This is a genomic window from Paraburkholderia sp., assembly GCF_047605525.1.
GTDB lineage: Bacteria > Pseudomonadota > Gammaproteobacteria > Burkholderiales > Burkholderiaceae > Paraburkholderia.
Map to the genome: position 1 here is coordinate 235,533 of NZ_JASGFN010000009.1, position 23,411 is coordinate 258,943.

At 63.0% G+C, this 23,411-nt stretch carries 21 protein-coding genes; 9 read left to right on the forward strand and 12 right to left on the reverse strand.

All coding sequences use genetic code 11. From position 1 onward, the window contains the following. Positions 1–409: 409 nt before the first annotated feature. The 8 genes from QM685_RS15485 to QM685_RS15520 all read right to left on the reverse strand — a co-directional run bounded on the left by QM685_RS15485 (position 410) and on the right by QM685_RS15520 (position 10,949). Positions 410–1,006: an energy transducer TonB gene (locus QM685_RS15485; RefSeq protein ID WP_415117238.1), complete on the reverse strand. Its 597-nt coding sequence runs from the start codon at positions 1,004–1,006 to the stop codon at positions 410–412. A gap of 160 nt (positions 1,007–1,166) precedes the next feature. Further along, complete coding sequence (locus QM685_RS15490; protein ID WP_415117239.1) at positions 1,167–1,565, reverse strand: ExbD/TolR family protein; 399 nt, start codon at positions 1,563–1,565, stop codon at positions 1,167–1,169. Next, a complete protein-coding gene (locus tag QM685_RS15495; RefSeq protein ID WP_415117240.1) occupies positions 1,562–2,206 on the reverse strand; it encodes a MotA/TolQ/ExbB proton channel family protein in 645 nt (214 codons plus the stop codon). Before QM685_RS15495 ends, QM685_RS15490 begins: the two co-directional genes overlap by 4 nt. 22 nt (positions 2,207–2,228) lie before the next feature. Then, positions 2,229–4,574, reverse strand: coding sequence for a TonB-dependent receptor (locus tag QM685_RS15500; RefSeq protein ID WP_415117241.1), 2,346 nt, complete (start codon positions 4,572–4,574; stop codon positions 2,229–2,231). 297 nt (positions 4,575–4,871) lie between these two features. Then, the gene (locus tag QM685_RS15505) at positions 4,872–6,431 is read right to left on the reverse strand and encodes a UbiD family decarboxylase (RefSeq protein ID WP_415117242.1); all 1,560 of its coding nucleotides are present in this window, start codon (positions 6,429–6,431) and stop codon (positions 4,872–4,874) included. Further along, the gene (locus tag QM685_RS15510) at positions 6,431–7,186 is read right to left on the reverse strand and encodes an enoyl-CoA hydratase/isomerase family protein (RefSeq protein WP_415117243.1); all 756 of its coding nucleotides are present in this window, start codon (positions 7,184–7,186) and stop codon (positions 6,431–6,433) included. The genes QM685_RS15505 and QM685_RS15510 overlap by 1 nt, the downstream gene beginning before the upstream one ends. Beyond that, a complete protein-coding gene (locus QM685_RS15515; protein WP_415117244.1) occupies positions 7,186–9,690 on the reverse strand; it encodes a xanthine dehydrogenase family protein molybdopterin-binding subunit in 2,505 nt (834 codons plus the stop codon). The genes QM685_RS15510 and QM685_RS15515 overlap by 1 nt, the downstream gene beginning before the upstream one ends. After that, complete coding sequence (locus tag QM685_RS15520) at positions 9,573–10,949, reverse strand: MFS transporter (RefSeq protein WP_415117245.1); 1,377 nt, start codon at positions 10,947–10,949, stop codon at positions 9,573–9,575. The genes QM685_RS15515 and QM685_RS15520 overlap by 118 nt, the downstream gene beginning before the upstream one ends. 186 nt (positions 10,950–11,135) lie before the next feature. On the opposite strand from QM685_RS15520, the gene QM685_RS15525 reads away from it, so the two are divergent. Then, positions 11,136–12,035: a class II aldolase/adducin family protein gene (locus QM685_RS15525; RefSeq protein ID WP_415117246.1), complete on the forward strand. Its 900-nt coding sequence runs from the start codon at positions 11,136–11,138 to the stop codon at positions 12,033–12,035. 3 nt (positions 12,036–12,038) lie between these two features. Next, positions 12,039–12,758: a dienelactone hydrolase family protein gene (locus QM685_RS15530; protein ID WP_415117247.1), complete on the forward strand. Its 720-nt coding sequence runs from the start codon at positions 12,039–12,041 to the stop codon at positions 12,756–12,758. Between the two features lie 74 nt (positions 12,759–12,832). On the opposite strand, the gene QM685_RS15535 is transcribed toward QM685_RS15530, so the two are convergent. Together QM685_RS15535 and QM685_RS15540 are read right to left on the reverse strand one after the other, a co-directional pair. Then, positions 12,833–13,630, reverse strand: coding sequence for an FAD binding domain-containing protein (locus QM685_RS15535; protein WP_415117248.1), 798 nt, complete (start codon positions 13,628–13,630; stop codon positions 12,833–12,835). 12 nt (positions 13,631–13,642) lie between these two features. After that, positions 13,643–14,137, reverse strand: a complete 495-nt coding sequence (locus QM685_RS15540) for a (2Fe-2S)-binding protein (RefSeq protein WP_415117249.1) — start codon at positions 14,135–14,137, stop codon at positions 13,643–13,645. Between the two features lie 312 nt (positions 14,138–14,449). Here QM685_RS15540 and QM685_RS15545 point away from each other — a divergent pair, with 312 nt between their 5' ends. The 3 genes from QM685_RS15545 to QM685_RS15555 are packed head-to-tail and all read left to right on the forward strand — an operon-like array spanning position 14,450 to position 17,403. Then, positions 14,450–16,096, forward strand: a complete 1,647-nt coding sequence (locus QM685_RS15545) for an FAD-dependent oxidoreductase (protein ID WP_415117250.1) — start codon at positions 14,450–14,452, stop codon at positions 16,094–16,096. Between the two features lie 2 nt (positions 16,097–16,098). Continuing rightward, positions 16,099–16,920: a fumarylacetoacetate hydrolase family protein gene (locus QM685_RS15550; protein WP_415117251.1), complete on the forward strand. Its 822-nt coding sequence runs from the start codon at positions 16,099–16,101 to the stop codon at positions 16,918–16,920. A gap of 27 nt (positions 16,921–16,947) precedes the next feature. Then, on the forward strand, positions 16,948–17,403 hold the full coding sequence (locus QM685_RS15555; RefSeq protein ID WP_415117252.1) for a CoxG family protein: 456 nt from the start codon (positions 16,948–16,950) through the stop codon (positions 17,401–17,403). 80 nt (positions 17,404–17,483) lie between these two features. Here QM685_RS15555 and QM685_RS15560 read toward each other — a convergent pair whose 3' ends face one another. Beyond that, a complete protein-coding gene (locus tag QM685_RS15560; protein ID WP_415117253.1) occupies positions 17,484–18,308 on the reverse strand; it encodes an IclR family transcriptional regulator in 825 nt (274 codons plus the stop codon). A gap of 350 nt (positions 18,309–18,658) precedes the next feature. Here QM685_RS15560 and QM685_RS15565 point away from each other — a divergent pair, with 350 nt between their 5' ends. The 4 genes from QM685_RS15565 to QM685_RS15580 all read left to right on the forward strand — a co-directional run bounded on the left by QM685_RS15565 (position 18,659) and on the right by QM685_RS15580 (position 22,571). Then, positions 18,659–19,621, forward strand: a complete 963-nt coding sequence (locus QM685_RS15565) for a cupin domain-containing protein (protein ID WP_415117254.1) — start codon at positions 18,659–18,661, stop codon at positions 19,619–19,621. A gap of 149 nt (positions 19,622–19,770) precedes the next feature. Next, entirely contained in the window at positions 19,771–20,874 is a 1,104-nt protein-coding gene (locus tag QM685_RS15570) for a porin (RefSeq protein ID WP_415117255.1), read from the forward strand. A gap of 12 nt (positions 20,875–20,886) precedes the next feature. Further along, positions 20,887–21,462 carry a UbiX family flavin prenyltransferase gene (locus QM685_RS15575; RefSeq protein WP_415117256.1) on the forward strand — a complete coding sequence of 192 codons (576 nt, stop codon included), beginning with the start codon at positions 20,887–20,889 and terminating at the stop codon, positions 21,460–21,462. A 71-nt stretch (positions 21,463–21,533) separates the two neighbouring features. Continuing rightward, positions 21,534–22,571 carry an XdhC family protein gene (locus QM685_RS15580; RefSeq protein ID WP_415117257.1) on the forward strand — a complete coding sequence of 346 codons (1,038 nt, stop codon included), beginning with the start codon at positions 21,534–21,536 and terminating at the stop codon, positions 22,569–22,571. Positions 22,572–22,577: 6 nt separating this feature from the next. On the opposite strand, the gene QM685_RS15585 is transcribed toward QM685_RS15580, so the two are convergent. Further along, entirely contained in the window at positions 22,578–23,378 is an 801-nt protein-coding gene (locus tag QM685_RS15585; RefSeq protein WP_415117258.1) for a transporter substrate-binding domain-containing protein, read from the reverse strand. Positions 23,379–23,411: the final 33 nt, after the last annotated feature.

Consider the following 23,411-nt stretch of genomic DNA (forward strand, 5'->3'; position numbering starts at 1 on the left):
ATTATTGAATGGACAAAGGAATTCCCTGTCGATTTATGCCGACATTTCAAGGTAAATTTTGAGAATTAATATTTCCGATGCTTACAGCAAAATGAAAATAGGATGCGAAATAAGGTTTTGTCAAGGATGAACGATTGATTATGCGATTCGAAGGAATCAGAGACGCAGCGGCTAAGGCGCATCCTTGCGTTGCAGCATGAGCGGGGTTCCCTGCGGCATATCCGGCGGGACTGGAGTGAGCTGTTTATTTATCCGCGCTGCATTAAATAGGGAATTGGATTGGCGTTTTTATATGGATGTTGAATTCGGAATTATTTTCGCCGGACATTCAAATGGGAGTGGTAATTTTAACCGGTAAAATTAATGCGGGTAAAAAGATGAAGAGGGACGCTTCGGCTCGAAGCGATAGTCAACTCACGTTGAAATGGACCCGGATGTCTTGCTGGGTTTCAGCCGGATGGCCGTTTTGTAGCGCTGGAAAGAAACGCCAGCCTCGCAGAGTCTCGACAAGAATCTGATTCAGACGCGGATACGGCGTCGGCTTGATGAGTTCGACAGCGACGGAGCCATCGGTATGAATGATGAGATGGACCACCGCGACTGTCCGGTAGGCTTGTTCGCGCAAGTCGTCGGGGACGGACGGCAACGGCTGCGAGATCGCGCGCGCCGGCGAATTGCCGGACGTCGATGCCGCGGCTGCCTGCTCCGCGGCTGCGTCACGGGAATCCGATGATGATGATGGGCGCGCGTCGGCCGTCGCTGTTTGAGCATGCGAGCTGGTCCCGGCGTCGGTCGCCGGGGAGGGCTCCGGCGCGTGAGCTATCGACGGGGCGTGCGGCACCGGCATTGGCGTATGAGCCGGCGCCGGTCGGGTGCGCGCAGGTTTGAGCAACGGCTGTTTCGCAGGCAAGGCTTCGCGTGCCGCCCCGGTGGCGACGGCCGGTGGAGAGCCTGTTGTCGCGGCCGGCCGTGTCGAAGCCGGATCCGGCATTTCGACGACGCTCATCTCCAGCGGCTGTTCAGGCTTGCGTTCGGGGACTGACGTTGCCTCGAGGCCGCGTCCCAGCACGACAAGAAAAATCCCCCATGCCACTGTGCCTAGCGTGGCGGCAATCGTGATTCTCGCTCCCCGGTTGTCACCCACGTCGACAAGACGCCGCCCGGCTCTATTCACGATGGACCGCAACGAGAAAATGCTCTGCTCCCGCGCGCCGGGCGGCCAGCATCGCCTGCACGACCACGCCATGTCCCGCCGCATCATCGGCGGCGATGATGACGTCGTGGTCCGGGCGCAAGGTGCGCCTGATCGCCGGCTCGACCTGATCGAGGCGAACGGCTTCGTGGTTGACGAAGATTCCGTTGCTCCGGTCGATGCTCACGGTCGGCGGTCCTTCCGTGGACATCTGCTGCGCGTGACCCGACGGCAGGTTCACCCGCACGGCGTCGAGCCGCTGCATCGCGAGCGATGCGAGCATGAACGTCGCCAGCAGAAAGAACATCACGTCGATCATCGGAATGATTTCGATGCGGCCACGCCTTGCGGCTCGCGAGCGGCGAAACTTCACGACGCGACACCTTGCCCTTCGGCCGCGAGGCGGATCTCGCTGAGACGCTCGTTCGCGAACGACTCGAGTTCGTCCATCAGCCGTTCGAGGCGCCGAGAGAAGTAATTGAACGCGAACAGCGAGAACAACGCGACGACGAGGCCGACGGCGGTCGCCACCAGCGACTGGGCGACGCCGCCCGTCACGCCGCCCGGATTGACGAGACCGTTTCCGCCGAATAGCCGGAACGAATGCATCATGCCGACGATCGTGCCCAGCAAGCCGAGCAGCGGTGCGGCGGTCACGATCGTTTCAAGGACCCAGAAGCCCTTGCTCATGTCGCGTTCGATCGTCGCCGCGACTGCTTCGGTCTTCGCCTCGCGATACCAGATGGGCGCCGCGGGACGATCCGCCAGCGGCACGCTCAGACGTCGGAAAACATGGCGTGGCGGCAACAGATCGAGGTCCCCGGCAAGCGGACGGGCATGCACGCCGCCGTCGGTCGCAGGCCGTGTAGCCGTAGCAGGCGTGCGCGCGAAGCGCAGAAAAACATACGCGCGGTCGATCACGATCGTAATCGCGAGGACAGCGAGCACGCTGAGCGGAAAGATCACCCATCCGCCGAGCTGTACCGCGCCCGCAAAAGTCGTCCAGTCGTTCATGTCGGCATGTCCCCGTCAGGCATCAGAAGCTTCTGGTAATGCCCGCATATACGGCGATGCGCGGCCCGTACTGGGGCGCCCCCACGCCGATGCCCGAACCGTCGCGCAACTCATAGACGCGATTGAATGCATTGATCAGCAGCAGGCGGCCGTCGAACTTGCCGAGCAGCGGGTTGTTGAAGTTGAAGTGATGGATGACGCCGAGATTCACCTGGGTGTACCACGGCAGGCGATCGGTATTCGCGAAGCCGCTGCGCAGGCCGCTGCCCACGATGCTGTCGACGGTGAAGGTCGTCTGGCCGAACGTATAGGTGCCGCCGATCGATGCCGATACGCGTTGATCGTGATCGAGATACACCCAGTGGTTCGAGATGTAGGCGAGCTCATCGGCGTCGAAGTTGAACTGCGCCGAGTTGATGTTTTTGCCCTGGGCGCGGCTGAGCGCGACGTTCGCATAGGCGGAAACGTTGCCCTGCCGGTAGTTCGTCGTGAGCTCGACGCCATACACGCGGCCGTACTGGTAGTTGAACGGCGTGAAGATCAGCGCGGTGCCGAACTGGCCTTCATCGAGCAGATTGGTCGACTTCTTGTAGTAGGCGTCGAGGCCGACGCTGAGGGCCGGCGTTATCTGCTGCGTGATACCGAGGTCGAAATAATGGCTGCGCTCGGGTTGCACCGGGTCGTTCTGTCCGTTCACCTGAGCGGTGGTGCCCGCAAAGCGCGCGATGTCGGCGTTCGACACGAGCTCGAACGCCGGCGGCGTGAAGTAGCGGGCGTAACCCGCGTGGACCGTCGTCGACGGCGTCAGCGCATACACGACGCCGACGCGCGGGCTCAACTGGCTGGCGCTGACGTACTCGTCCATCTTGTCGTAGCGCAGGCCGTAGTTGATCGTCAGCTTGCTGGTGGCCTTCCATTCGTCCTGCACGTAGGCACTGTATAGATAGCCGGTTTTCGAACTCGCATCCGGGATGTTGAGCGGTTGATCGGAGGACTGGTTGCCGTTTTCGTCGACGGGGAAGACGGTGAGATCGTTGTCGAAGACCGCATGTTCCTGCTGCGCGAACACGCCCGCGCGAATCGTGTGTTTATCGTTGAGACGGTACGTGGTGTCGAATTGCAGCCCGTTCGCGGTATCGCTATGGAAGTCCTTCGATGCGACGCCGTTGAACAGCAGATCGCCGATAGGGTCGGGGTTGAATTGCGTGCGCGAATAGCGGGTCACGAAAGCCAGTTGGTAGTCGAGCGCGCCGCCGTTGGTGCCTTGCAGCGCGATCGCGGCAAACTGGTTCAGCTCCGATTGCGTTTCGTTGAGCTGGCTCGAATCGAAACTGTTCACGCCGTTGAGCGCGAACGACGGCGTCAGGCCGGGCGTATTCGGAATCTGGAACTGGTTGCTCGCGACGCCGAACATCACGCTCACGCGCGTCAGCGGGTTGATGATGTACGACATGTAGCCGAACGCGTTCCCCTCGCGCGTGTGATCGTGCAATGGGCTAGCGCTCGAGGTCGGGTTTTCGATACCGAGATTGTTCTCGCCGATCGCGCCGCTGAAGTAGTAGCTGAACGGCCCCCGGCTGCCGAAGACGTCGCCGCTCGTGCGGATGGTCTGATGGCTGCCGCCGAACACGTCGATCGAACCGCCGCTGCCGTCGTCGCCCGTTTTCGTGCGGATGTCGACGATGCCAGCAGTCCGGTAGCCATATTGCGCGGGCAGCGCGCCGGTCAGCAGATTCATCTGGTCGATGATGCGCGTGTCCAGCGATTGCCCGAAACCGCTGATCGGCTCGGGAATGATGATGCCGTTGATGCGGTACTGCAGATTGGCATGATCGCCGCGTACGTGCAGTTGACCGAAAGAATCGCTGGCGACGCCGGGCGCCTGCAACAGGACCTGATTGAGCGGCGTGTTCTGGCCGGCCGGCAGATCGCTGATGTCGCTTTGACTGAAGCGATAGACGCTGCTGCCTGTTTCGGGCAGCAGATCGTTGCGCGCGCGGTTCAGGCGCTGGGCATTGACCTGCACGTCGAGCGTATCGCTCTTTGCCAGCACGATCGACACCGGGTTTTGCTGGGCCGGCGTGATCGTCGCGATACTGCTGCCACTGGCGAAACCGGGGGCGCTCACGACGATCGCATACGACCCCGGGTCGACGTGGGCGAGCGTGAAATGACCGTTGGCATCGGTTTGCACCGTTGCCATGGCTTTACCGCTGGCGTTCTGCAGCGTGACAGTCGCGTTGCCGACGGGCTTACCCGAACTGTCGGCGACCATGCCGGTTACCGAGCTGTCGTCCGACGCGTATGCGCGAGCCGCGAGCGCGAACAGTAGCAGCGCAGCCAGGGTGATGCGGTGGCGAGTTCTCATCTTGTCAGTTATGTGTGAAGTAGGCGGATGGTCATGTCGTCCACTCGACACGTGGACGATGTCACGCTGGAACAAAGCATCGGCGGCGTGCTATTGCCGTTGCGGCAATACACAGGCGCGGCACCCGACAGCGGCACTCGGGCACCGGCTGAGAATGTTATATCATAACGTTTGAAAAACAAACGTTCCGCTGCTTTTTATCTTTTTGAAAGGTGTCGAGGCACCTCTGCAACAATAAAAAAACCGCCGGCAAACGCCGGCGGTGTCTGTAGCTTTGCCTTACCTCTGCCGTTGTCTCTACTTCTTTTCGGCGCTACCTTCCAGCGCCCATTCGCCGTCACGCAGGCGGCACAGAACGCCTTCCTCGTTCAGCGCCTCCAGTTCGAGCGCGATTTCCCGGCCGTCCTGGCTGCCGAGCGCAATCATCAGTTCCATGAAGAACAGCGGGGCCGCCGCCAACGCGTCGCGCACGCTGCCGAAACGCTTCTCTCCGGAGGGCCTGGCGAAGCGCGGCGCGAAGGCTCGCCGGGTTTCGACCGTCTCGGGGCGGCCGTACGGGGCCGTCAGATCGAAACCCACCTTCGCAATGCTGCCGTGATCTCCGGCCGTCGGATCCATGTAGAACGGTGCAAAGCCCTCTAGCACGACGATGTCCCGGTCGCTGCGAAAGCGCGTCGACATCGCCCATTCGACCTGTTCGTTCGAGAACACGTCGACGTCGTCGTCGACGATGTAGATGTACTTGAGTCGCGGAATCGACGCCAGCGCCGAAATCGCGAGCCGCGCCTGACCGGGCGTGCCGCGCCTGAGCGCAACGCGCGCGCTTTGGCGGCCGTTGGTGCCCGGCACCGCGCAAACCGCGGTCGGCTCGATATTCGCCGCGCGCAACAGACGCCACATCTGCAATTCCGAATTGAGGCCGCCGAGATTCGCCGATTCGGTCCAGCTCAGATGACGGCCGCTGTGGCGCACGGTCTGGTGCAGCACGTCCTTGCGCATCGTGATCGCCGTGACGTGGAATACCGGATCCATATGCACCGGGCCGTAGTAGCCGTAGAACTCGCCATAGGGGCCTTCCTTCTCGCGATACCCCAGTTCGTCGAAATAGCCTTCGACGATCATTTCGGCATCGGCCGGCGCGAGCACGCCGTTGGTCAGTCCGCGCACCATCGGTACGGGCTCGCCGCGCAGCGTGCCGACGAGGCCGAACTCATCGACCGGAATTCTCAAACCGGCAGCCAGGTAGTCGAGCGGATGCGAGCCGATCGCGAAACTCGCCGGCAGCTTTTCGCCGCGCTCCACGCAGGAGAGGTAGACGCGTTTCAGATCGGACGGTTGGGACAGATTCGCGCGCATCGTGTTCCTGCTGCGGAACATCAGCCGCCGGCAGCCGACGTTGGTTCGCCCGGTGGCCGGGTCCACGCTATAGTCGATGCCCGAAGAGATATAGGGCGCGCCGTCATACTCGTGCTGAAGATGGAACGGCAGCTTCAGCAGATCGATCTCGTCGCCGGTCCTGACGACCTGATGCACGGGCGCGCTTGCCGAGCCGACCTCGACGACCTTCTGCGGATTGGCCATGCGCCGCGTGTATTCGTCGATGACCTCGCTTTCGTCGACGCCGAACGCCATCGCGAGCCGCTTGCGGCTGCCGGAAACGGCCGCGATCATTTCGAACTTCTCGTCGCCGACCTGCCTGAAAAGGGAGGCCTTCGGGGTTTCGTCGATGCGTGCGCTGAGGTCGGCGAGCGAAACGGGCTCGTCGTGAATTGCGACTTCGCCGGCTTCAATCAGCTTTTCGACAAAGCGGCGCAGGCGGAATTTGTCGAAGTCGAATTGCGGAATGTCGTTGCTCATTACTCGTCCCTGGTTGAGTGATCTTTCTGCTTGAGCATTTCGTTCGAGGAATTGATGGTCGCGTGCAGGTTCTGCGCGAAGTCCACCGCGCCGCGAATGGGCATGTCCGGCGCCGAGCGCAGATATTCCTTGACGCCCAGCAGCGCTGCGCGCGGCATCTTCAGCATTGTCGCCGTCAGCGTTTCGCAGGCTGCTTCGAGCCCGGCGTCGGGCACGACTTCGCTGGCGAGGCCATAGGTTCGGGCCGCCGCCGCATCGATCTCGCGGGTCGAATAGACGAGATAGGCGAGTTCCTTGGCCGGCATGCGATCGATCAGCGCCGACATCACCATCGTCGGCAGGATGTTGTGGGCCATCTCGGGAATCTGGAACGTCGCGCTGCTCGCCGCCAGCGTGATGTCGCACAGCCCCGCGATCGCGCAGCCGAAGCCGTGCGCGCGGCCGCGGACCACGCCGATCACCGGCACCGGCGTCGCGCGGAACGCGTCGTAGCAGCGGAAGATGACCTCGGTCTTGCGGCGCCGCTCGAGTGCCTGCGGTTGAACGCCGCTACGTTTGCCCATCGACATGCGGCCGCCGCAGAAATCGCCGCCGGCCCCACGCAGCACGATCAGGTCCGCTTCGTCCGCCGCCGCATCGAGCAGGTCGGCCAGTTCGCGGGCCATCTCGTCGGAGACGGCGTTGCCGTGCTCCTCGTTGTCGATGATCAACTTCAGGCAACGTCCATGCAGTTGTCGAATGATTCCGCCGCTCATCAATGTGCTCCAGCCAGGTCGATGTTTTTCCGGTGCTCGCGCGCATCCTGGATCGCTTTCCATACTCGCTCGGGGGTCGCCGGCATCTCGATATGGGTGACGCCGAACCCGGCCAGCGCGTCGACGATCGCGTTGATGACCACGCCCAGCGCCGGCGTCGTGCCGCCTTCTCCGCCGGCGCGCACGCCGAGCGGATTGGTGGGGGACGGCGTCTCGCTGATCTCGGTGATGAAGTCCGGCAGATCGGACGCGCGCGGGATCGCGTAGTCCATGAACGAGCCTGTCAGCAACTGTCCGCTGCTGTCTTCGTAATAGCAGCGTTCGAGCAGCGCCTGACCCACGCCCTGAGCGATGCCGCCGTGGGCCTGGCCGTGCAGGATCAGCGGATTGATCGCCTGGCCCACGTCATCGACGGCGACGTAGTCGACGAGTTCGACCGTTCCCGTGTCGGGGTCGACCTCGACCTCGCAGACGTGGCTGCCGAACGGGTAGCCCGCCACCTGCACGGTCTCGTCGGACACCGCGGAAAACGGTCCGCGCAGCTCGTCGGGCAGCGAACTGCCGGGCGCATTCGCCGCGGCGGCAATCTCGAAGATGTCGAAACTCCGCGACCTGTCGGGGCTGCCGAAGCGCCCGTTCCCGAAGCTCACGGCCGCCGGATCGTTCAGATCGAGCAGATGGGCGGCGATGCGCGTGGCCCTGGCAAGCAATGCCTCGCTTGCCTTGCCGATCACGATGCCGGCCAGACGCATCGAGCGGCCGGACTGGGACCCGCCGCCGGCCTGCACGATGTCCGTGTCGCCGGTGATGATGCGGACCTGTTCGATCGGGACCTTGAACCATTCGGTAATCAGTTGGGCAAAGCTCGTCTCGTGACCTTGGCCGCTCGACAGCGTGCCGATCACGACATCGACGCTTCCGTCCGGCTGCACCGTGACTTCGGCGCGCTCGCGCGGCATGCCGGAAGTGATTTCGACGTAGTTCGCCACGCCGATGCCGCGGCATTTCCCGCGGCGGCGTGCTTCGGCCCGGCGGGCCGGGAACGTGCTCCATTTGCCGAGTTCGAGCGCCCGCTCCATGACCTGCGGATAAGCGCCGCTGTCGTAGGTCAGGCCGAGCGGATTCGCGTAGGGGAACCGGTCGGGCTGGATCAGATTGCGCTGGCGCAGCGCGACCCGGTCGAAGCCGTGTTCACGCGCCGCCATGTCGATCAGCCGTTCGATGACGAACATCGCTTCGGGACGTCCGGCACTGCGGTAGGAATTCGTCGACGGAGTATTGCTGTTGACCGCCCGCCCGCGGAAGCTGGCGCTCGGTATGTCATACACGCTGCTCATCAGGCCGATGCCCTTCGTCAGCGGGACGAACGACACCGTGTGGGCGCCGACGTTGCTGAGGTTGGAGCCTCGCAGCGCGAGGAAGCGTCCGTCTTCGTCGAGTGCGATCTCCGCCTCGACATACAGATCGCGCCCCTGATAGTCGCTCAGGAAAGCTTCCTGGCGCTCGCAGTTCCAGTGCACCGGACGCCCGACGCGCCGCGACGCCCAGGCGATCACCGCGAACTCCGGATAAAAGGCGTTGCGGGTGCCGAAATTGCCGCCGACGTCGCGCGCGACCACCCGCACCATCGGCTCCTCGATACCGAGGATATGGGCCAGCTCGCGCTTCTGGCGGACCACGTTGCCGCTGCCGGCGAAGAGCGTATAGCGGCCGGTTTGCGCATCGTAACTGCCGGTGGCGGCGCGCGGTTCCATCGGCACGCCGGTCAATCGTTGAATCCATGTCCTGATCGAAGTGACATGGGCGGCGCGGGCGAAGGCGGCCTCCGTCGCTTCGACGTCGCCGATCCGGGCATCGAGCGCGACATTGGCATGCTCGTCCCACACGCGCGGCGCGTCCGGCGCGGCGGCCGCAACCGTGCCGGTCACCGCGGGCAGCGCCTCGTAGTCGATACCGACGACCTCGGCGGCATCTTTCGCAATCGCCACCGTCTCCGCGATGACGACGGCCACGGCCTCGCCGACGAAGCGCGCGCGGTCCGCCGGCAGCGGCAGGTGCGGGGAGATGAACTTGTCCGAACCGTCGGTGTTGGTGAGCTGGACGTCGGCGTGGTGTCCGAGCACAGGCCGGTGCGGCAGCGACTTTAGCCCGTCCGCCTCGACATCCTTGCCGGTCAGAACGGCGATCACGCCGTCGAGCGCCAGTGCGGCCGACGGGTCGATCGACACGATCTTCGCGTGCGCATGAGGCGACCGGACGAAATACGCGTGCGCCTCGCCGGGCAGGCGGACATCGTTGCTGAAGCAGCCGCGGCCTTGAACCAGACGCAGGTCTTCACGGCGTTGCACCGGCTGGCCGATACCGTCCCGGATGGGTCGAGACTGGCTCAAGATAGACCTCTGCTTGCCTGAATCCGCGCGTCCTGGCGAGTGCTCGGCGGCTGCCGGCTGCACATCATCAGCAGCACGGCGACCATTGCAAGCAACATCGGCACGGCGGCGCAATAGAAGATGGAGGTGAGCGACCAGTGGCTTCCGATCATCCGGCCGCCGAGAAAAGGCCCCACGACCGACAACAGGCGGGCGACGCCGAATGCCCAGCTCGACCCGGTTGCGCGGATACGGGTCGGATAAAGCGTGGCGGACAGTGCGCCGAGCGTCATCTGCGAGCCGATCACGGCGAAGCCGCCGATGAAGATCGTGACCATCAGGCCGGCCTGCGAAGCCCCGGCCTGGCTGATCATCGCGATGCCGGCGCAGCCGATCGCGAAGACCGCCGCGAGCACTTTGTAGTAGCCGAACCGGTCCGCGAAGATGCCCATCAGCGCGATGCCGACGAAGCCGCCGAATTGCAGCATCGTGGCGGTGCGCAATGCCTGCGGGACAGGCAGGCCGGTCTGGATCACCAGCGACGGCAGCCAGTTGTTCATGAAGTTCAGCACGACGAGGTTCATGAACAGGCACGTCCACAGCAGCAGCGTGATCCGGGCGCGGTTCTCCGTGAACAGCTCGCGCACATGCGAGAACGTGCCATTCCTTCCGGTGTCACGGCCGGTCGTCAGCATCATGAAACGCGCGTCCGGCGGCAGCGTCACCGACGGCGCTATCTTGCGCATGATCGCCGCGATGCGCAGGTTTTCGTTACGCAGCGTGAGGAAGCGGATCGATTCGGGCATCCACACGAGCAGTGCGAGGCCGAGCAGCAGCGGCAGCACGGCGCCCACATAGAACACGGAGGCCCAGCCGAAACGCGGCACGATATGAATGGAGAGAAAACCGCCCGAGGCCGCGCCCACCGCGTAGCCGCAGGTCATCAGCGTGACCATCTTCGCGCGGTGTCGCAGCGGCGCATATTCGTTGCAGAGCACGACCACCAGCGGAATGACGGAGCCGAGCATGAGACCGATGCCGAAACGCAGCACCGCGAGTTCGGCAATGTTCGTGGCCTGGGCGAGCAGAAAGGAGAACGCCGCAAAGCACAGCACGGTGAAAAGCAGCGTCTTGACGCGGCCGAAGCGGTCACCGAATGGACCGATGACGATACTGCCGAGGCCCACGCCGAATACCCCGGCGCTGAACACCGGACCGAGCGCGCCCGCACCCAGATGCCAGGCGGTCTTGAGCGCGGGCGCCACATACCCAATCATCTGATTGTCGAATCCGTCGAGCATCAGCGTGATTGCACCCAGCAGCGCAACGCGTATCTGCAACCAGCTGATTTTCTGATTGTCGATGATCTCGACGACGTTGATTGGTTCAGCCATGCCGTGTCTCCTTTCGCCGCATTGCCATGCTCGCGTCCTGTCGGCTTTATACGTTTGCCGTGACTCACTGTCGGCGACAGATCTTCACAGCTTACCTTGCATCTATTTTATTCGCTAAGCGAATTATGATGCGCATTGCAAATTTTAAGACCGTGCCGGAGGGCTGTCAACGCAAAAACGGCTCTCTTGCATTTCACGGGCGCGACGGGCGTCGAGGCGCGGGTATGCATGTCCGTTGACAATGAATTCGGCGACATCTTAATATTTGCAGTGCGTTATTATATTTGCAATGCAAATTACTGGAGACGGTCAATGAAGGTACCGAGCGTGGTGATACAGGACCTCGTGATGGCGAATCACATCCTCGCCAACGAAAACATCGTGGATGCATACGGTCACGTCAGTGTCCGGCACCCGGACGATCCACGGCGATTCCTGCTCTCGTGCTCGCGCAGCCCGGAGTTCGTGGAAGCCGACGATATTCTGGAATTCGGCCTCGATGGAGAGCCGATCGTACGCGGCGGCAAGAAGCCGTATCTCGAACGGTTCATTCACGCGGGCGTCTACGCCGCACGGCCCGACGTGAATGCGGTCATTCACAGCCATGCCGCCGACGTGCTGCCTTTCACGATCAGTCCCCGGCCACTGCAGCCGGTGCTCAACACCGCGTCCGGCATCGGTGAAAACGTGCCGGTCTGGGACATCCGCGACAACTTCGGCGATACGAACATCCTCGTCGAAAGCATCGAGCAGGCGGGCGACCTCGCACGCACGCTGGCCGGCAACAGCGTCACGCTGATGCGCGGGCACGGCTTCACGGCCGTCGGACGCACCCTGATCGAAGCGGTGAAGCTGGCAATCTACCTTCCGCTCAATGCGCGGGTCATGCAGGCGGCCATTGCTCTCGGCGGGGAGATCAAGCCGTTGTCGCCGGGGGAAATCGCGATTCGCCACAAGACGCCGATCGATTCACCGGCCTACACCCGCGCGTGGGAATACTGGACCAATCGCGTCAAGTACGCCCGCGCGGCGACCTGCGGCTGCTGTAACGGCAATCAGGATGCCGGCGACGGGCAGGGACAGTAAGCGATGCGGAGAGAATGGATCGAACTGCCGAAGTCGGGCGATTGGCGCATGGATGCTTACCGCGTCGCGCCGGACGGCGATGCGGCGCGGCCGACGGTCATCGTGCTGCACGAGATCTTCGGCGTGAACGGGTCGATGCGCGACGTTGCCGAAATGCTCGCGCACGAAGGCTTCGAGGTGCTCATTCCGGATTTGTTCTGGCGCGCCGCGCCGCGCATCTCGCTCGGCTACGTCGAGCCGGACCGCACGCGGGCCGGCGAGCTGCTGCGCCATTTCGACACCGATCTGGGGCTGACCGATATCGGCCGGCTCGTCGCGTGGCTGAAGCAGCGCGACGGTGCCGGACACCGTGTCGCCGCGATCGGCTTTTGCATCGGCGGCAAACTCGCGACCCTGCTGGGTGCGCGGGGCGAGATCGACGCAGGCGTGTCGTTTTACGGCATCCAGTTGAACGATTACGTCGACGAGATCGCGAGTGCGAAATCGCGTCTGCTGCTTCATTTCGGCGGCCAGGATGCGCAGATCCCGCTTGATCTGGTCAACCGGATCGAAGCGGCGTCGAAGCCGAATCCGCTGGTCGACGTCCGTGTGTATCCCGAAGCGAAACACGGCTTCTTCAATCCAACGAGGGCCGACCGCTATCACGCACACGCGGCGCGGGAGGCAGGCACCCGCACGCTGGCCATGCTGCGCGAAGTTCTGGATCTGCCCACGGCGCCGTGATCGTCCGACTTCGAGGAATGACGTAAAAAGGGCGGCTCATCGAAGCCGCCCTTAAGACTCGGCGCGGAACAAGTTCAAGCGTTGGCGATACCGACCGCGCGCTTTGCCATCACGCCGACCAGATGCGCGCGATAGGCGGCGCCGGCGTGCATGTCGTCGTTCATGAGGTCGACTGGCGTGTCGATACCGTCGAGCGCGGACGGGCTGAACGAATTTGCGAGTGCCTGTTCGAACGCGCGATGGCGGAATACACCGTCCTGGCCCGCGCCCGTCACGGCGACGCGTACGCCCGTTGCGGCCTTCGCGACGAACAGGCCGACCATTGCATAGCGCGATGCCGGGTTCGGGAATTTCACGTAGGCGGCGCGTTCGACGACGGGAAACCGGATCTCGGTGATCAGTTCGCCCTGTTCGAGCGCGGTGGTGAACATTCCCTGGAAATAGTCGTCCGCGGCGATATCGCGCCGGTCCGTTATGACGGTGGCGCCGAGCGCCAGCACGGCGGACGGATAACAGGCAGACGGATCGTTATTCGCCAGCGAGCCGCTGATGGTGCCGCGGTAACGCACCTGCCGGTCGCCGATATGGCCGGCGAGCCAGGCGAGCGCCGGAATCGCCTCGCGGACGATGGGCGAGGCCGCCACCGTTGCATGCGGGGTCATCGCGCCGATCACCAGCGTGTCGCCTTCGCGGCGGATGTAGGACATGCCCAGACCGCTCAGGTCCACGACGACGGACGGCTGGCTGAACCGCTGTTTCAACACGGGGATGTAGGTCATGCCGCCGGCCAGCGCCTTGGCCGCGTCATCGTCCGAAAGAATCCTGACCGCTTCTTCGAGCGTGGACGGCTTCACATAGTCGAAATCGTACATAGCCACCTCCCGCTATCCTGCAGTCCGCGCCGCGTCGGCATGCACGAGCGGCCACGCGGCCTCGATCGCCTTGACGATGTTGTGATACCCGGTGCAGCGGCACAGGTTGCCCTCCATCGCATGACGGATCTGCTCCGTCGTCAGGCCATCCGGATGGGTTTCGATCAGATTGATCGCGCTCATCATCATGCCGGGTGTGCAGAAGCCGCACTGCAGCGCGTGGTGCCGACGAAACATCTCCTGCATCGGATGCAACGTACCGTCGGGCGAGGTCAGCCCCTCGACGGTCCTGACGGCGGCGCCGTCGGCCTGAACGGCCAGGAACGTGCAGGACTTGACCGATTTGCCGTCTACCTCGACGGTGCAGCAGCCGCATTGACTGGTGTCGCAACCGACATGCGTGCCGGTCAGCCCCAGATGGTCGCGCAGCAGTTCGACCAGCAGTGTCCGGCCCTCCACCTCGGCCGATGACGGGAGTCCATTCACCGTCAGGGATATTCGATGCATGTGCTCCTCCGAAGTGCGACGCGATGGGGTGGCCATCGACTCGCCCCTCGCGCCGCTTAATTTGCAAAGCGGATAACAAAACGCATAGCAAATAGTATCGATTGGACGATGCCACGCTGTCAATCGGAAAGAGACAGGGAAAGAGACCGGTGGCGCACGCGCGTGATCGAAGCTCGCGCAACGAGTTGACAACGCTGCCGACGCTCCATAAACTTAGTGCGAATCACTATTCGCATAGCGAATATAAGGGTGTTGCGCAAGACGTTGCGCACAGCGGGAAGCCGATGCAATGCAACCACGAATCAAATACACATGACAGTCAAATCAGGCTTATTGGAATGCGAAGTTCTGGTCATCGGCGCCGGACCAGTCGGACTCGCACTGGCAGGGGATCTCGGCTGGCGCGGCCGGAAATGCATCGTGGTCGACCGCGGCGATGGGTCGGTGTTTCAACCGAAGATGGACCTGGTCGGCATCCGCACGATGGAGTTTTGTCGCCGCTGGGGGATTGTCGGCGACGTGGAGAGCAGCCCCTACGATCGCGACTATCCGCAGGACAACATCTATCTGACGACGCTGAACGGCTATGAACTGGGGCGCCAGGCGATGCCGTCGATGCGCGAGGAACTGCCGCCGCCCGAGAGCCCGCAGAAGCGCGAGCGTTGTCCGCAGAATATGTTCGATCCGATCCTGCGTAAATTCGCCGAATCCCAGGCGGGCGTGGAACTGTTGTACGGGCACGAGTACCTGTCGTTCGACGAGGATGGCGACGGCGTGACGGCGAAAGTCGTGCGGCACGCGGACAACCGCGAGTTCGGGATTCGTGCGCGCTATCTCGTCGGTTGCGACGGGGGCCGAAGCTCGGTGCGCGCGCAACTGGGCATCGGGATGAAGGGTCGGGGCTTGCTGACCTACACGACCAACGTCATTTTCCGCTGCCCCGAATTCAACAGCCTGCACGACAAGGCGCCGGGCTACCGGTATATGTTCGTCGACGCAAGCGGCGTGTGGGCGACCATCGTCGCGATCAACGGCAAGGATTGCTGGCGCATGTCGCTCGTCGGCAACGCGGACGAGCGCAAGCGCTATACGAACGACGAACTCAAGGGCTTCGCCTGCCGCGCGCTGGGCCGTCGGTTCGAGCCGGAGATACTGAGCGTGCTGAACTGGACGCGCGAGGAACTGGTCGCCGAGCAGTACGGGCGCGGACGAGTCTTCATCTGTGGCGATGCGTGCCATCTGACGTCGCCAACCGGCGGCCTCGGGATGAATACCGGCATCGGTGATGCAGTCGATCTGTCATGGAAACTCGATGCCGCGCTACAGGGGTGGGGCGGCCCGGTGCTGTTCGACTCGTATGGAATCGAGCGCAAGTCGATCGCCGAACGCATCACGCGCTTTTCGACCGGCAATCTCGAAACGATGAAGCGGGTAGGCAACTGCAACCGGCTCGAGGAAGACAGCGAGACCGGCGCGGCCGAGCGGCGCCAGGTCGGCCACGCGCTGAGCGAAGGCCTGAGGCGCGAATGGCTCTCGCTGAACATGCACCTCGGCAACCGCTATGTCGATTCGCCGGTTTGCGTCTATTCCGAGCATGAGGATCGCGAGCAGATCGCCGCCGAGTACGAAGACGGCATCAACTACCGGCCCACGACGCGTCCCGGCTGTCGTGCGCCCCATGCGTGGCTCGCCGACGGCCGCTCGACGCTCGATCTGTTCGGCCGCGGCTACGTGCTGCTGAGCTTCGCCCCCGACGATGACGTGGCGCGCCTTGCCGACGCGGCGCGCGAGGCCCGCGTGCCGGTCGCGTTCCATGCGATCGACGCACCGGCGGTGGCCGCTCTCTATGAAAAGCGTCACGTGCTGGTGCGTCCGGACGGACACGTCGCATGGCGCGGTGACGAACTCCCCGTCGATCTGATGGGGCTTCTGGCAACGATTTCTGGAAAGAAGGAATAACGATGAAACTGTTCCGTTTCGACGATGGCCGGATCGGCATGCAAACCGGCGACGCGAGCTTCGATATCACCGACGCCTTGGGTATCGACACGAAAATGTGGCCGCCGGTGCAGATGGTGCAGGTCATTCGCCGGTTCTGCGAATCGGCGCCGGCCGTGCTCGATCATCCGCAAACGCGCCGCATCGATCTGGCCGCCGTGCGTTTGCTCGTGCCGATCGAATGGCCGAACAAGCTGCTCGCGATGCCGGTCAACTACATGGCGCACGGCGCCGAAATGAACTCGCCCAACCGCGCCGACCTGAACGGGTTTTTCCTGAAGGCGAACTCGTCGCTATCGGGGCCGAACGACCCCGTCGTGCTGCCCGATCTGCCGGGTCGCGAAATCCATCACGAGTGCGAGCTCGGCATCGTGATCGGCAAGGGCGGCCGCCATATCCGCCGCGAGGATGCGTACGGGCATGTTTTCGGCTACGCGTGCCTGATCGACATGGTGGTGCGCGGCAAGGAAGAGCGTGTGATGCGTAAGTCGTACGACACGTTCTGCCCGTTCGGGCCGTGGATCGTCACCGCGGACGAAGTACCCGATCCGGGCAATCTGCAAACGAGGCTCTGGGTCAACGACGAACTGAGGCAGGACTCGAACACGAAGGATCTGATCGTCGACATCCCCGGCATGATCGAGCTGATTTCGCGCGCCGCCACGCTGTATTCCGGCGACATCATCGCGGCCGGCACGCCGGCCGGTGTCGGACCGGTCAAGCGCGGCGACCGCATGCGCATCGCCATCGATCACATCGGCGAAATGACGCTGGACGTCCGTTAAGCAACCGTTGCGGAGCAGGAGCTCGAGATGGATTTCAAAGGATCGGAGACGATCAAGGCGCCGCGTAGCCTTGTGTGGAAATGTTTGAACGACCCGGAAGTGCTGAAGAACTGCGTGCCTGGCTGTCAGTCGTTCACCGCGGCAGGCGAAGACGCGTTTCTGGCAACGGTCACGGTTTCGGTTGGCCCTGTAAAGGCCAATTTCAAGGGCAACCTGACGTTGTCCGACCGGGTCGAGCCGGAGAGATACCGGATCGTCGGCCAGGGCGAAGGCGGAATTGCCGGCTACGGCAAGATGAACGCAGAGGTGGCGTTGGCGGACGCCGGCGAAGAAACGGTGCTGTCGTACGTTGCGTATGCGGAGGTGGGCGGCAAGCTCGCGCAGATCGGCACGCGGCTCGTTTCGTCGGTGGCGAACAAACTGGCCGCCAGTTTCTTTCAGCGGTTCAACGACAACGTCAGCGCGCTCGCGGCACAGCAGTGAAGTAGCGTGACGTCGTGCTTCGAGACGCCCGCGCGGCTACCGCGCCCGATCATGTCGAGGTCGGGCGCGGTAGCCGGCGGTCATTTCATCGTATCCAGCGCCGATGCGAAGCGGGCCGCGAGCCGCTTCAATTCGTTGCCCACCTTGACGAGCGTCGCGTCGTCGAACACGAGGCTGATACCGCCCGCGCTCAGCGACAGCAGCACGTCGCCGTTCGACGACATCACCGGTACCGCCACCGCATTGATCTGCGCGTGAAGCGATCCCTTGTTGACGATGTAGCCGGTGCGCTTGTACTGGGCGATGGATTGCTTGATCTTCGGCAGCAGCGTGGTCCACTGCTTCTTCTCGATTTCCTGAAGCTCCTTGAAGACTTTTTCGCGCTCGTCTTCGGGCAGCCCGGCAAGGTAGGCCCAGCCGGTTGCCGACGACGACAGCGGCACGCGCGAGCCCACTTCCAGATCGCGCAGGATGATCTGCGAACCCTGCATGCGCTGCATGTAGACCATATAGTGCCCATCGCGCATGCCCAGAGAGACCGCGCACTGGTAGCGGCTCGCGAGCGCCTGCATGTCGTCCCGCGCCAGTTCGGCTATCGGCAGGCTGGCGATCGCTCCCTGCCCGAGGCCCAGCACCGAAATGCCGGGGCGCAACCTGCCGCCGCGGTCGGTCTGCACCAGATAACCCTCCTGGATCAGCGTGTAGCAAAGCCGCCAGACGGTCGGCTGCGCGAGGCCGGTCATCCGCGCGATATCCGCGGTGCCGAGCGCCGGGGTCGCGCGAGTGAAGCAGCGCAGCACGTCGAGGCCTCGGGCCAGCGCGGTCACGAACTGACGATCTCTCTCCGGAGCGTCTTCGCGAGGCGTGCTGGCGGTCTTTTTTCTGGGTGTTTTTCGTTCGGTCAATTTAGCGATCCTCTTGTGTGCGAAAACATGTCGACCGGCCGGCGCCGTCGGAACACGGAGCGCGGCCCGGTCGCCTCGTGTTTTCACGGCGAGGATAGCGTATTCGCAGAGTGAATTGAAGGGCATTCAGATTTCCTGCGTCCGTGATCGTTGCCCACTCGATGCGTGGCGAATTCGCTGAAACAAATTGACATGCCAGTTTGAACCTATATAATTTGCTGTACAGATTTCAATTTGCATAGCGAATTACAAGTCCGAAGTGATGCGAAATGGTGCTGGCGGGAATCTCGCGCGGCGCGATGGATCCGGATGACGTCCGTTCTTCGCATACAACCGAAAGGATGATTTCGATGTCGCAAACCGAGCATGCCGAAGTCGACTTCGATTCAGCGCAGGATCTGCCCGCATTGCACGCGCTGCTCGATCATGTCCAGATGAAGAACGGATGGGCCAAGCCCACGCCTTCGTTGTACCCCCAACCGAAGCAGGTGTTCGTGCCCGCGCATTGGCGTTATCGCGATGCGCGGGCTGCGTTGCATGCGGCAGGACGCCTCGTCGGCACCGAGTGGGCCGAACGCCGTAACCTGATCATGGCCAACCCGATTCCGGGCAACGACTATGCGACGGTACGCACGCTGGTCGGCGCGTATCAGATGATCAAGGGGCATGAATCGGCACGCAGCCACCGGCACACGCCGAACGCGATGCGCATCGTGCTCGAGGGCGCGCCGAACATGTACACGATCGTCGACGGCGTGAAGATCCCGATGGAAGCCGGAGACATCCTGCTGACGCCGAACGGCTGTTATCACGGCCACCTCAGCGAATCGGACCAGGAGGGTTACTGGATCGATTTTCTCGATGCGCCGCTGGTCCAGCATCTCGGTCCGATGTTCTTCGAGGTTCATCCTGACGCACTGGAGAAAAGCGAGCGCGTCGACGCGCGTTCGCCGATGCGGTTCGCGTACGCGGATTATCGACAGCGGCTCATCGAGTCGGCCGAGATTGCGCCGGGCGTGCGCAGCCTGAAGCTCGGGCCGCCGGAACTCGTGACGTTCGACCGCGTGGTGCTGCATCTGATGGCCGGCGCGCGGTGGCGCTGCGCGCGAACCACCGCCAACCGCATCTTCACGGTGATCGGGGGCCACGGTGTGACGCGCGTCGAGGGGCGTGAATTCCATTGGTGCACGGGCGACATGATTGCGCTCCCGGGCTGGTATGAGTACAGCATCGAAGCAAGCACCGATGCAATGCTGCTGCGGGTGTCGGACGAACCGCTGATGAGCATGCTTGACTGGTATCGAGTAGATTGAGCTGCCCGGTAATCGCGTTGCGCGTGAACGCGTGCATCGTTGTTGCGCTATTCAGCATTCGATATACGGATGATGAATAGCGGATGTGAAGAAGAAAACGTGCGCTATCGGAACGCACGCCGCCCGTCGTGGTGCGGAGAAATAAAAATATGGAGACTAAATTGGAAAAGAAGTGGACCCGGGCTGCCTGCGCGGCGGCGCTCGCCATTGCGTCGACCCATGCAAATGCCCAAAGCAGCGTAACGATATTCGGTTTGCTGGATGTAGGCGTGACTTACATCAGCAATATGGGCGGCCACTCGGCGTTGCAGTTCAAGGACGGGCAGAATTCCCCGAACATATGGGGCATTAGCGGAACCGAAGATCTCGGCAATGGATGGAAAACGATTTTCATGTTGCGTGACCAGATCGTTATCGGCACCGGTTCGATTCTCGCCGGTCAGGACCTCTGGTCGAAGACCGCGTATGTCGGCATGACAAACGATCGTTACGGTAGCGTGACGCTCGGTGAGCAGTACGACTTCATGCGCGACATGGTGGCGGATTCGCCCGCCGAAATCTCCGGACACCTTTATATGTATCCGGGGGGTATGTTCACGGGGCTCGCCATTCCGGGCAATCCGTCGGGCAGCTTCGACTGGAGCCGCCTGACCGGCACGCCGATCGCCAATTCGGTCAGGTATGAATCGCCGAGGTTCGGCGGTTTCCATTTCGGCGCGATGTATGGGTTCGGCAACGTCGCGGGCTCGATCGGCGCCGGCAATGCATCGAGCTTCTTTACCAGCTACCAGCGCGGCACTTTTTCGGCCGACGCCGCCTATACGACCACCAAGCATCTCGGCACGATGGGCGGCCCGGACGTCACGATTCGCAACGCGGCAGTCGGTTCGCGCTATACGTGGGGCCCGGTCTTCATGACGGCGCTGATCACGACGGTGCGCAACGTGGCGAACGGTGCGGCTGCCGCGGCCTACTCGACCGGCGCGATGTATCACCTCACCCCGATCTGGTCGTTCGGCCTGAGCTACATGTACCAGAAAGGCAACGGCCAACTGGAGAACCAGCACTCGAACGAGGTGGCCGGGATCGCCGACTATGCGCTGTCGAAACGCACGTCGGTCTATGCGATCGGTGCGTGGCAGCGTGCGAACGACGGAGCCCACGCGAACATCAACGGTCTGCTCGGTCCGACCGCGGCGTCGAGCGGGCCGAATCAGGCGCTGTTTCGCATCGGCCTGCATACACGTTTCTGAAATGGAAAGCCCATGAACGGCATGGCAGCGCGACGCATCGTCGTCGGTATTACTGGAGCATCGGGCGTCGCGTACGGGATCCGGGCGCTCGAAGTGCTCAGGCAGGCCGGTGTCGAGACGCATCTGATCCTCAGCAAGGCCGCCGAACTGACGATGACGTACGAGACGGATTTCAAGGCCGCGGACATACGGGAAATGGCGTCGGTCTGGTACGCATCCGGCGACATCGGCGCGGCGATTTCCTCGGGTTCTTTCCGGACGATGGGCATGCTGATCGCGCCCTGTTCGGTCAGGACCATGAGCGAAATAGCAACCGGCGTGACGAGCACGCTGATGAGTCGCGCGGCCGACGTCGTATTGAAGGAGCGGCGCCGGCTCGTGCTCGGCGTGCGCGAAACACCGCTGCATAGCGGCCATCTGCGCACATTGCTGCAACTGTCCGAGATGGGGGCGGTAGTCGCGCCGCTCGTGCCTGCGTTCTATTCGCGCCCGCGGTCACTGGAGGCAGTCGTGGACCATACGGTGGGACGCCTGCTCGATCTGTTCGATATCGAGACTGACATCGTGAAACGGTGGAAGCAGGAATAGGGCGGCGCAATGCATCGGGCTGAGCCGTGCATCCGGGACGTTCCCGGTGAACGCCGGGAGACGACATCTTCATGGACAGCGTCAATCTCGAAGTACTGAAGGCGAGCGTGCGCTGGATCGAATCCGGCCGCCGCGTGCTGCTCGTGACCGTGGTCAGGACGTGGGGCTCGTCGCCGCGTCCGGAAGGGGCGATGCTTGCGATCTGCGATGACGGATCGGTGGTCGGCTCGGTGTCCGGCGGCTGCATCGAGGACGACCTGATCGACCGCGTGCGGCGGCGCGGTATCGCGCAGACGCTTCCGGAAGCATTGAAGTACGGTATCTCGGCTGACGACGCGCATCGATTCGGATTGCCGTGCGGTGGCACGATCGAGCTCGTGGCGGAGCCGCTCACGCGCGCGAGCCGCATCGACGTTTTGTGCCGCCGCGTCGACGCGGGGCAGCTCGTCGCGCGCGCGCTCGACCTGGCGAGCGGCACGGCGAGCCTGCTGCCGGCGCACTCGACCGACGGTGTCGAGTTCGACGGGCACCGGCTACTGACCGTGCACGGTCCGCGCTACCGGATGCTCGTGATCGGCGCCGGTCAGCTCTCGCGCTATCTCTGCCAGATCGCGACCGGACTGGACTATCGGGTGACCGTCTGCGATCCGCGCGAGGCGTACACCGACACGTGGGACGTACCCGACGTGACGCTGGTGCGCACGATGCCGGACGACACGGTGCTCGAAATGAAACTCGACGAACGCTGCGCCGTGATCGCGCTCACTCACGATCCGAAGCTGGATGACCTCGCGTTGCTGGAGGCGCTTGGCACGCCCGCGTTTTACGTCGGCGCGTTGGGCTCGCGCCGGAACAACGCCGCGCGGCGCGAGCGGCTCGCAACCCATTTCAATCTCGGCAAAGCGGAACTGGCCCGGCTGCGCGGGCCAGTTGGCCTCTATATCGGCAGCCGCACGCCACCGGAAATTGCGGTATCGATACTTGCCGAGGTGACCGCGGTCAAGAACGGCGTGGCGCTGCCGGGCAGACTTCGGGTGGAGGGTGCGAAGGCTGCCCTCGATATCGCGGCAAACCGGCAGACGGGTTGCGCGGTGGTGGGGCAGCGCTAATCCGCATTACTGCGCGATAGGCCGGGTCACGTCCGTGCCGAACCAGTGCATCGAGATCTTTTTCAGCGTGCCGTCCTGCTTCAGTTCGGTCAGCGCATCATCGAGTGCTTTCGCGAACTTCGGGTTGTTCTGGCGGAACGGAATGCCCATTTCCTGATCGGCGCCCTTCAACACCGCGCCCGGACGCAGCGGCAACTGCGAGGTCTTGATGATGTACGGCAGCATCAGCCGGTCGTCGATCGTCGCATCGATACGTCTGGAGGCGAGATCGCGCAGCTTTTCAGGCGCGCCCGGATAAGTCAGCACGTTGATGCCCGGTACGGCGCGCGCCATCTGGTCATAGTTGGTGCCGAGCGTCACGCCGAGCTTCTTGTCGCCCTTGAATTCGTCCAGCGATTTGAACTCGCGCTTGTCGTCGGACCGCTGGATCAGTTGCGCGGCCGAGAACGTATAAGGCTGGCTGAAATCGAGAATCTGCTTGCGTTGCGGCGTAATCGTGACCTGATTGATGATCACGTCGAATTTGCCGCTTTGCAGCCCGGCGATAATGCCGCTCCATTCGGTCGGAATGAACTCCGGCTTCACGCCGAGCTTCGCCGCGACAGCCTTTGCGACGTCGACGTCGAAGCCTTCGAGCTGACCGTCCTTGTTGCGCGAGTCGAACGGAGGATAGGTGCCTTCCAGACCGATCTTCAGCACCCCCGTCTGCTTGACCGAGTCGAGCAGATCTTCGGCGTACGCCGCGACCGCGGTGAAGCCGAAGGCCGAGAGAGCCAGCGCGCTTATGAGCAGCTTCGAAATTTTCATTGAGTGTCTCCTCTGTGCTTGAGTGTCAGGCTG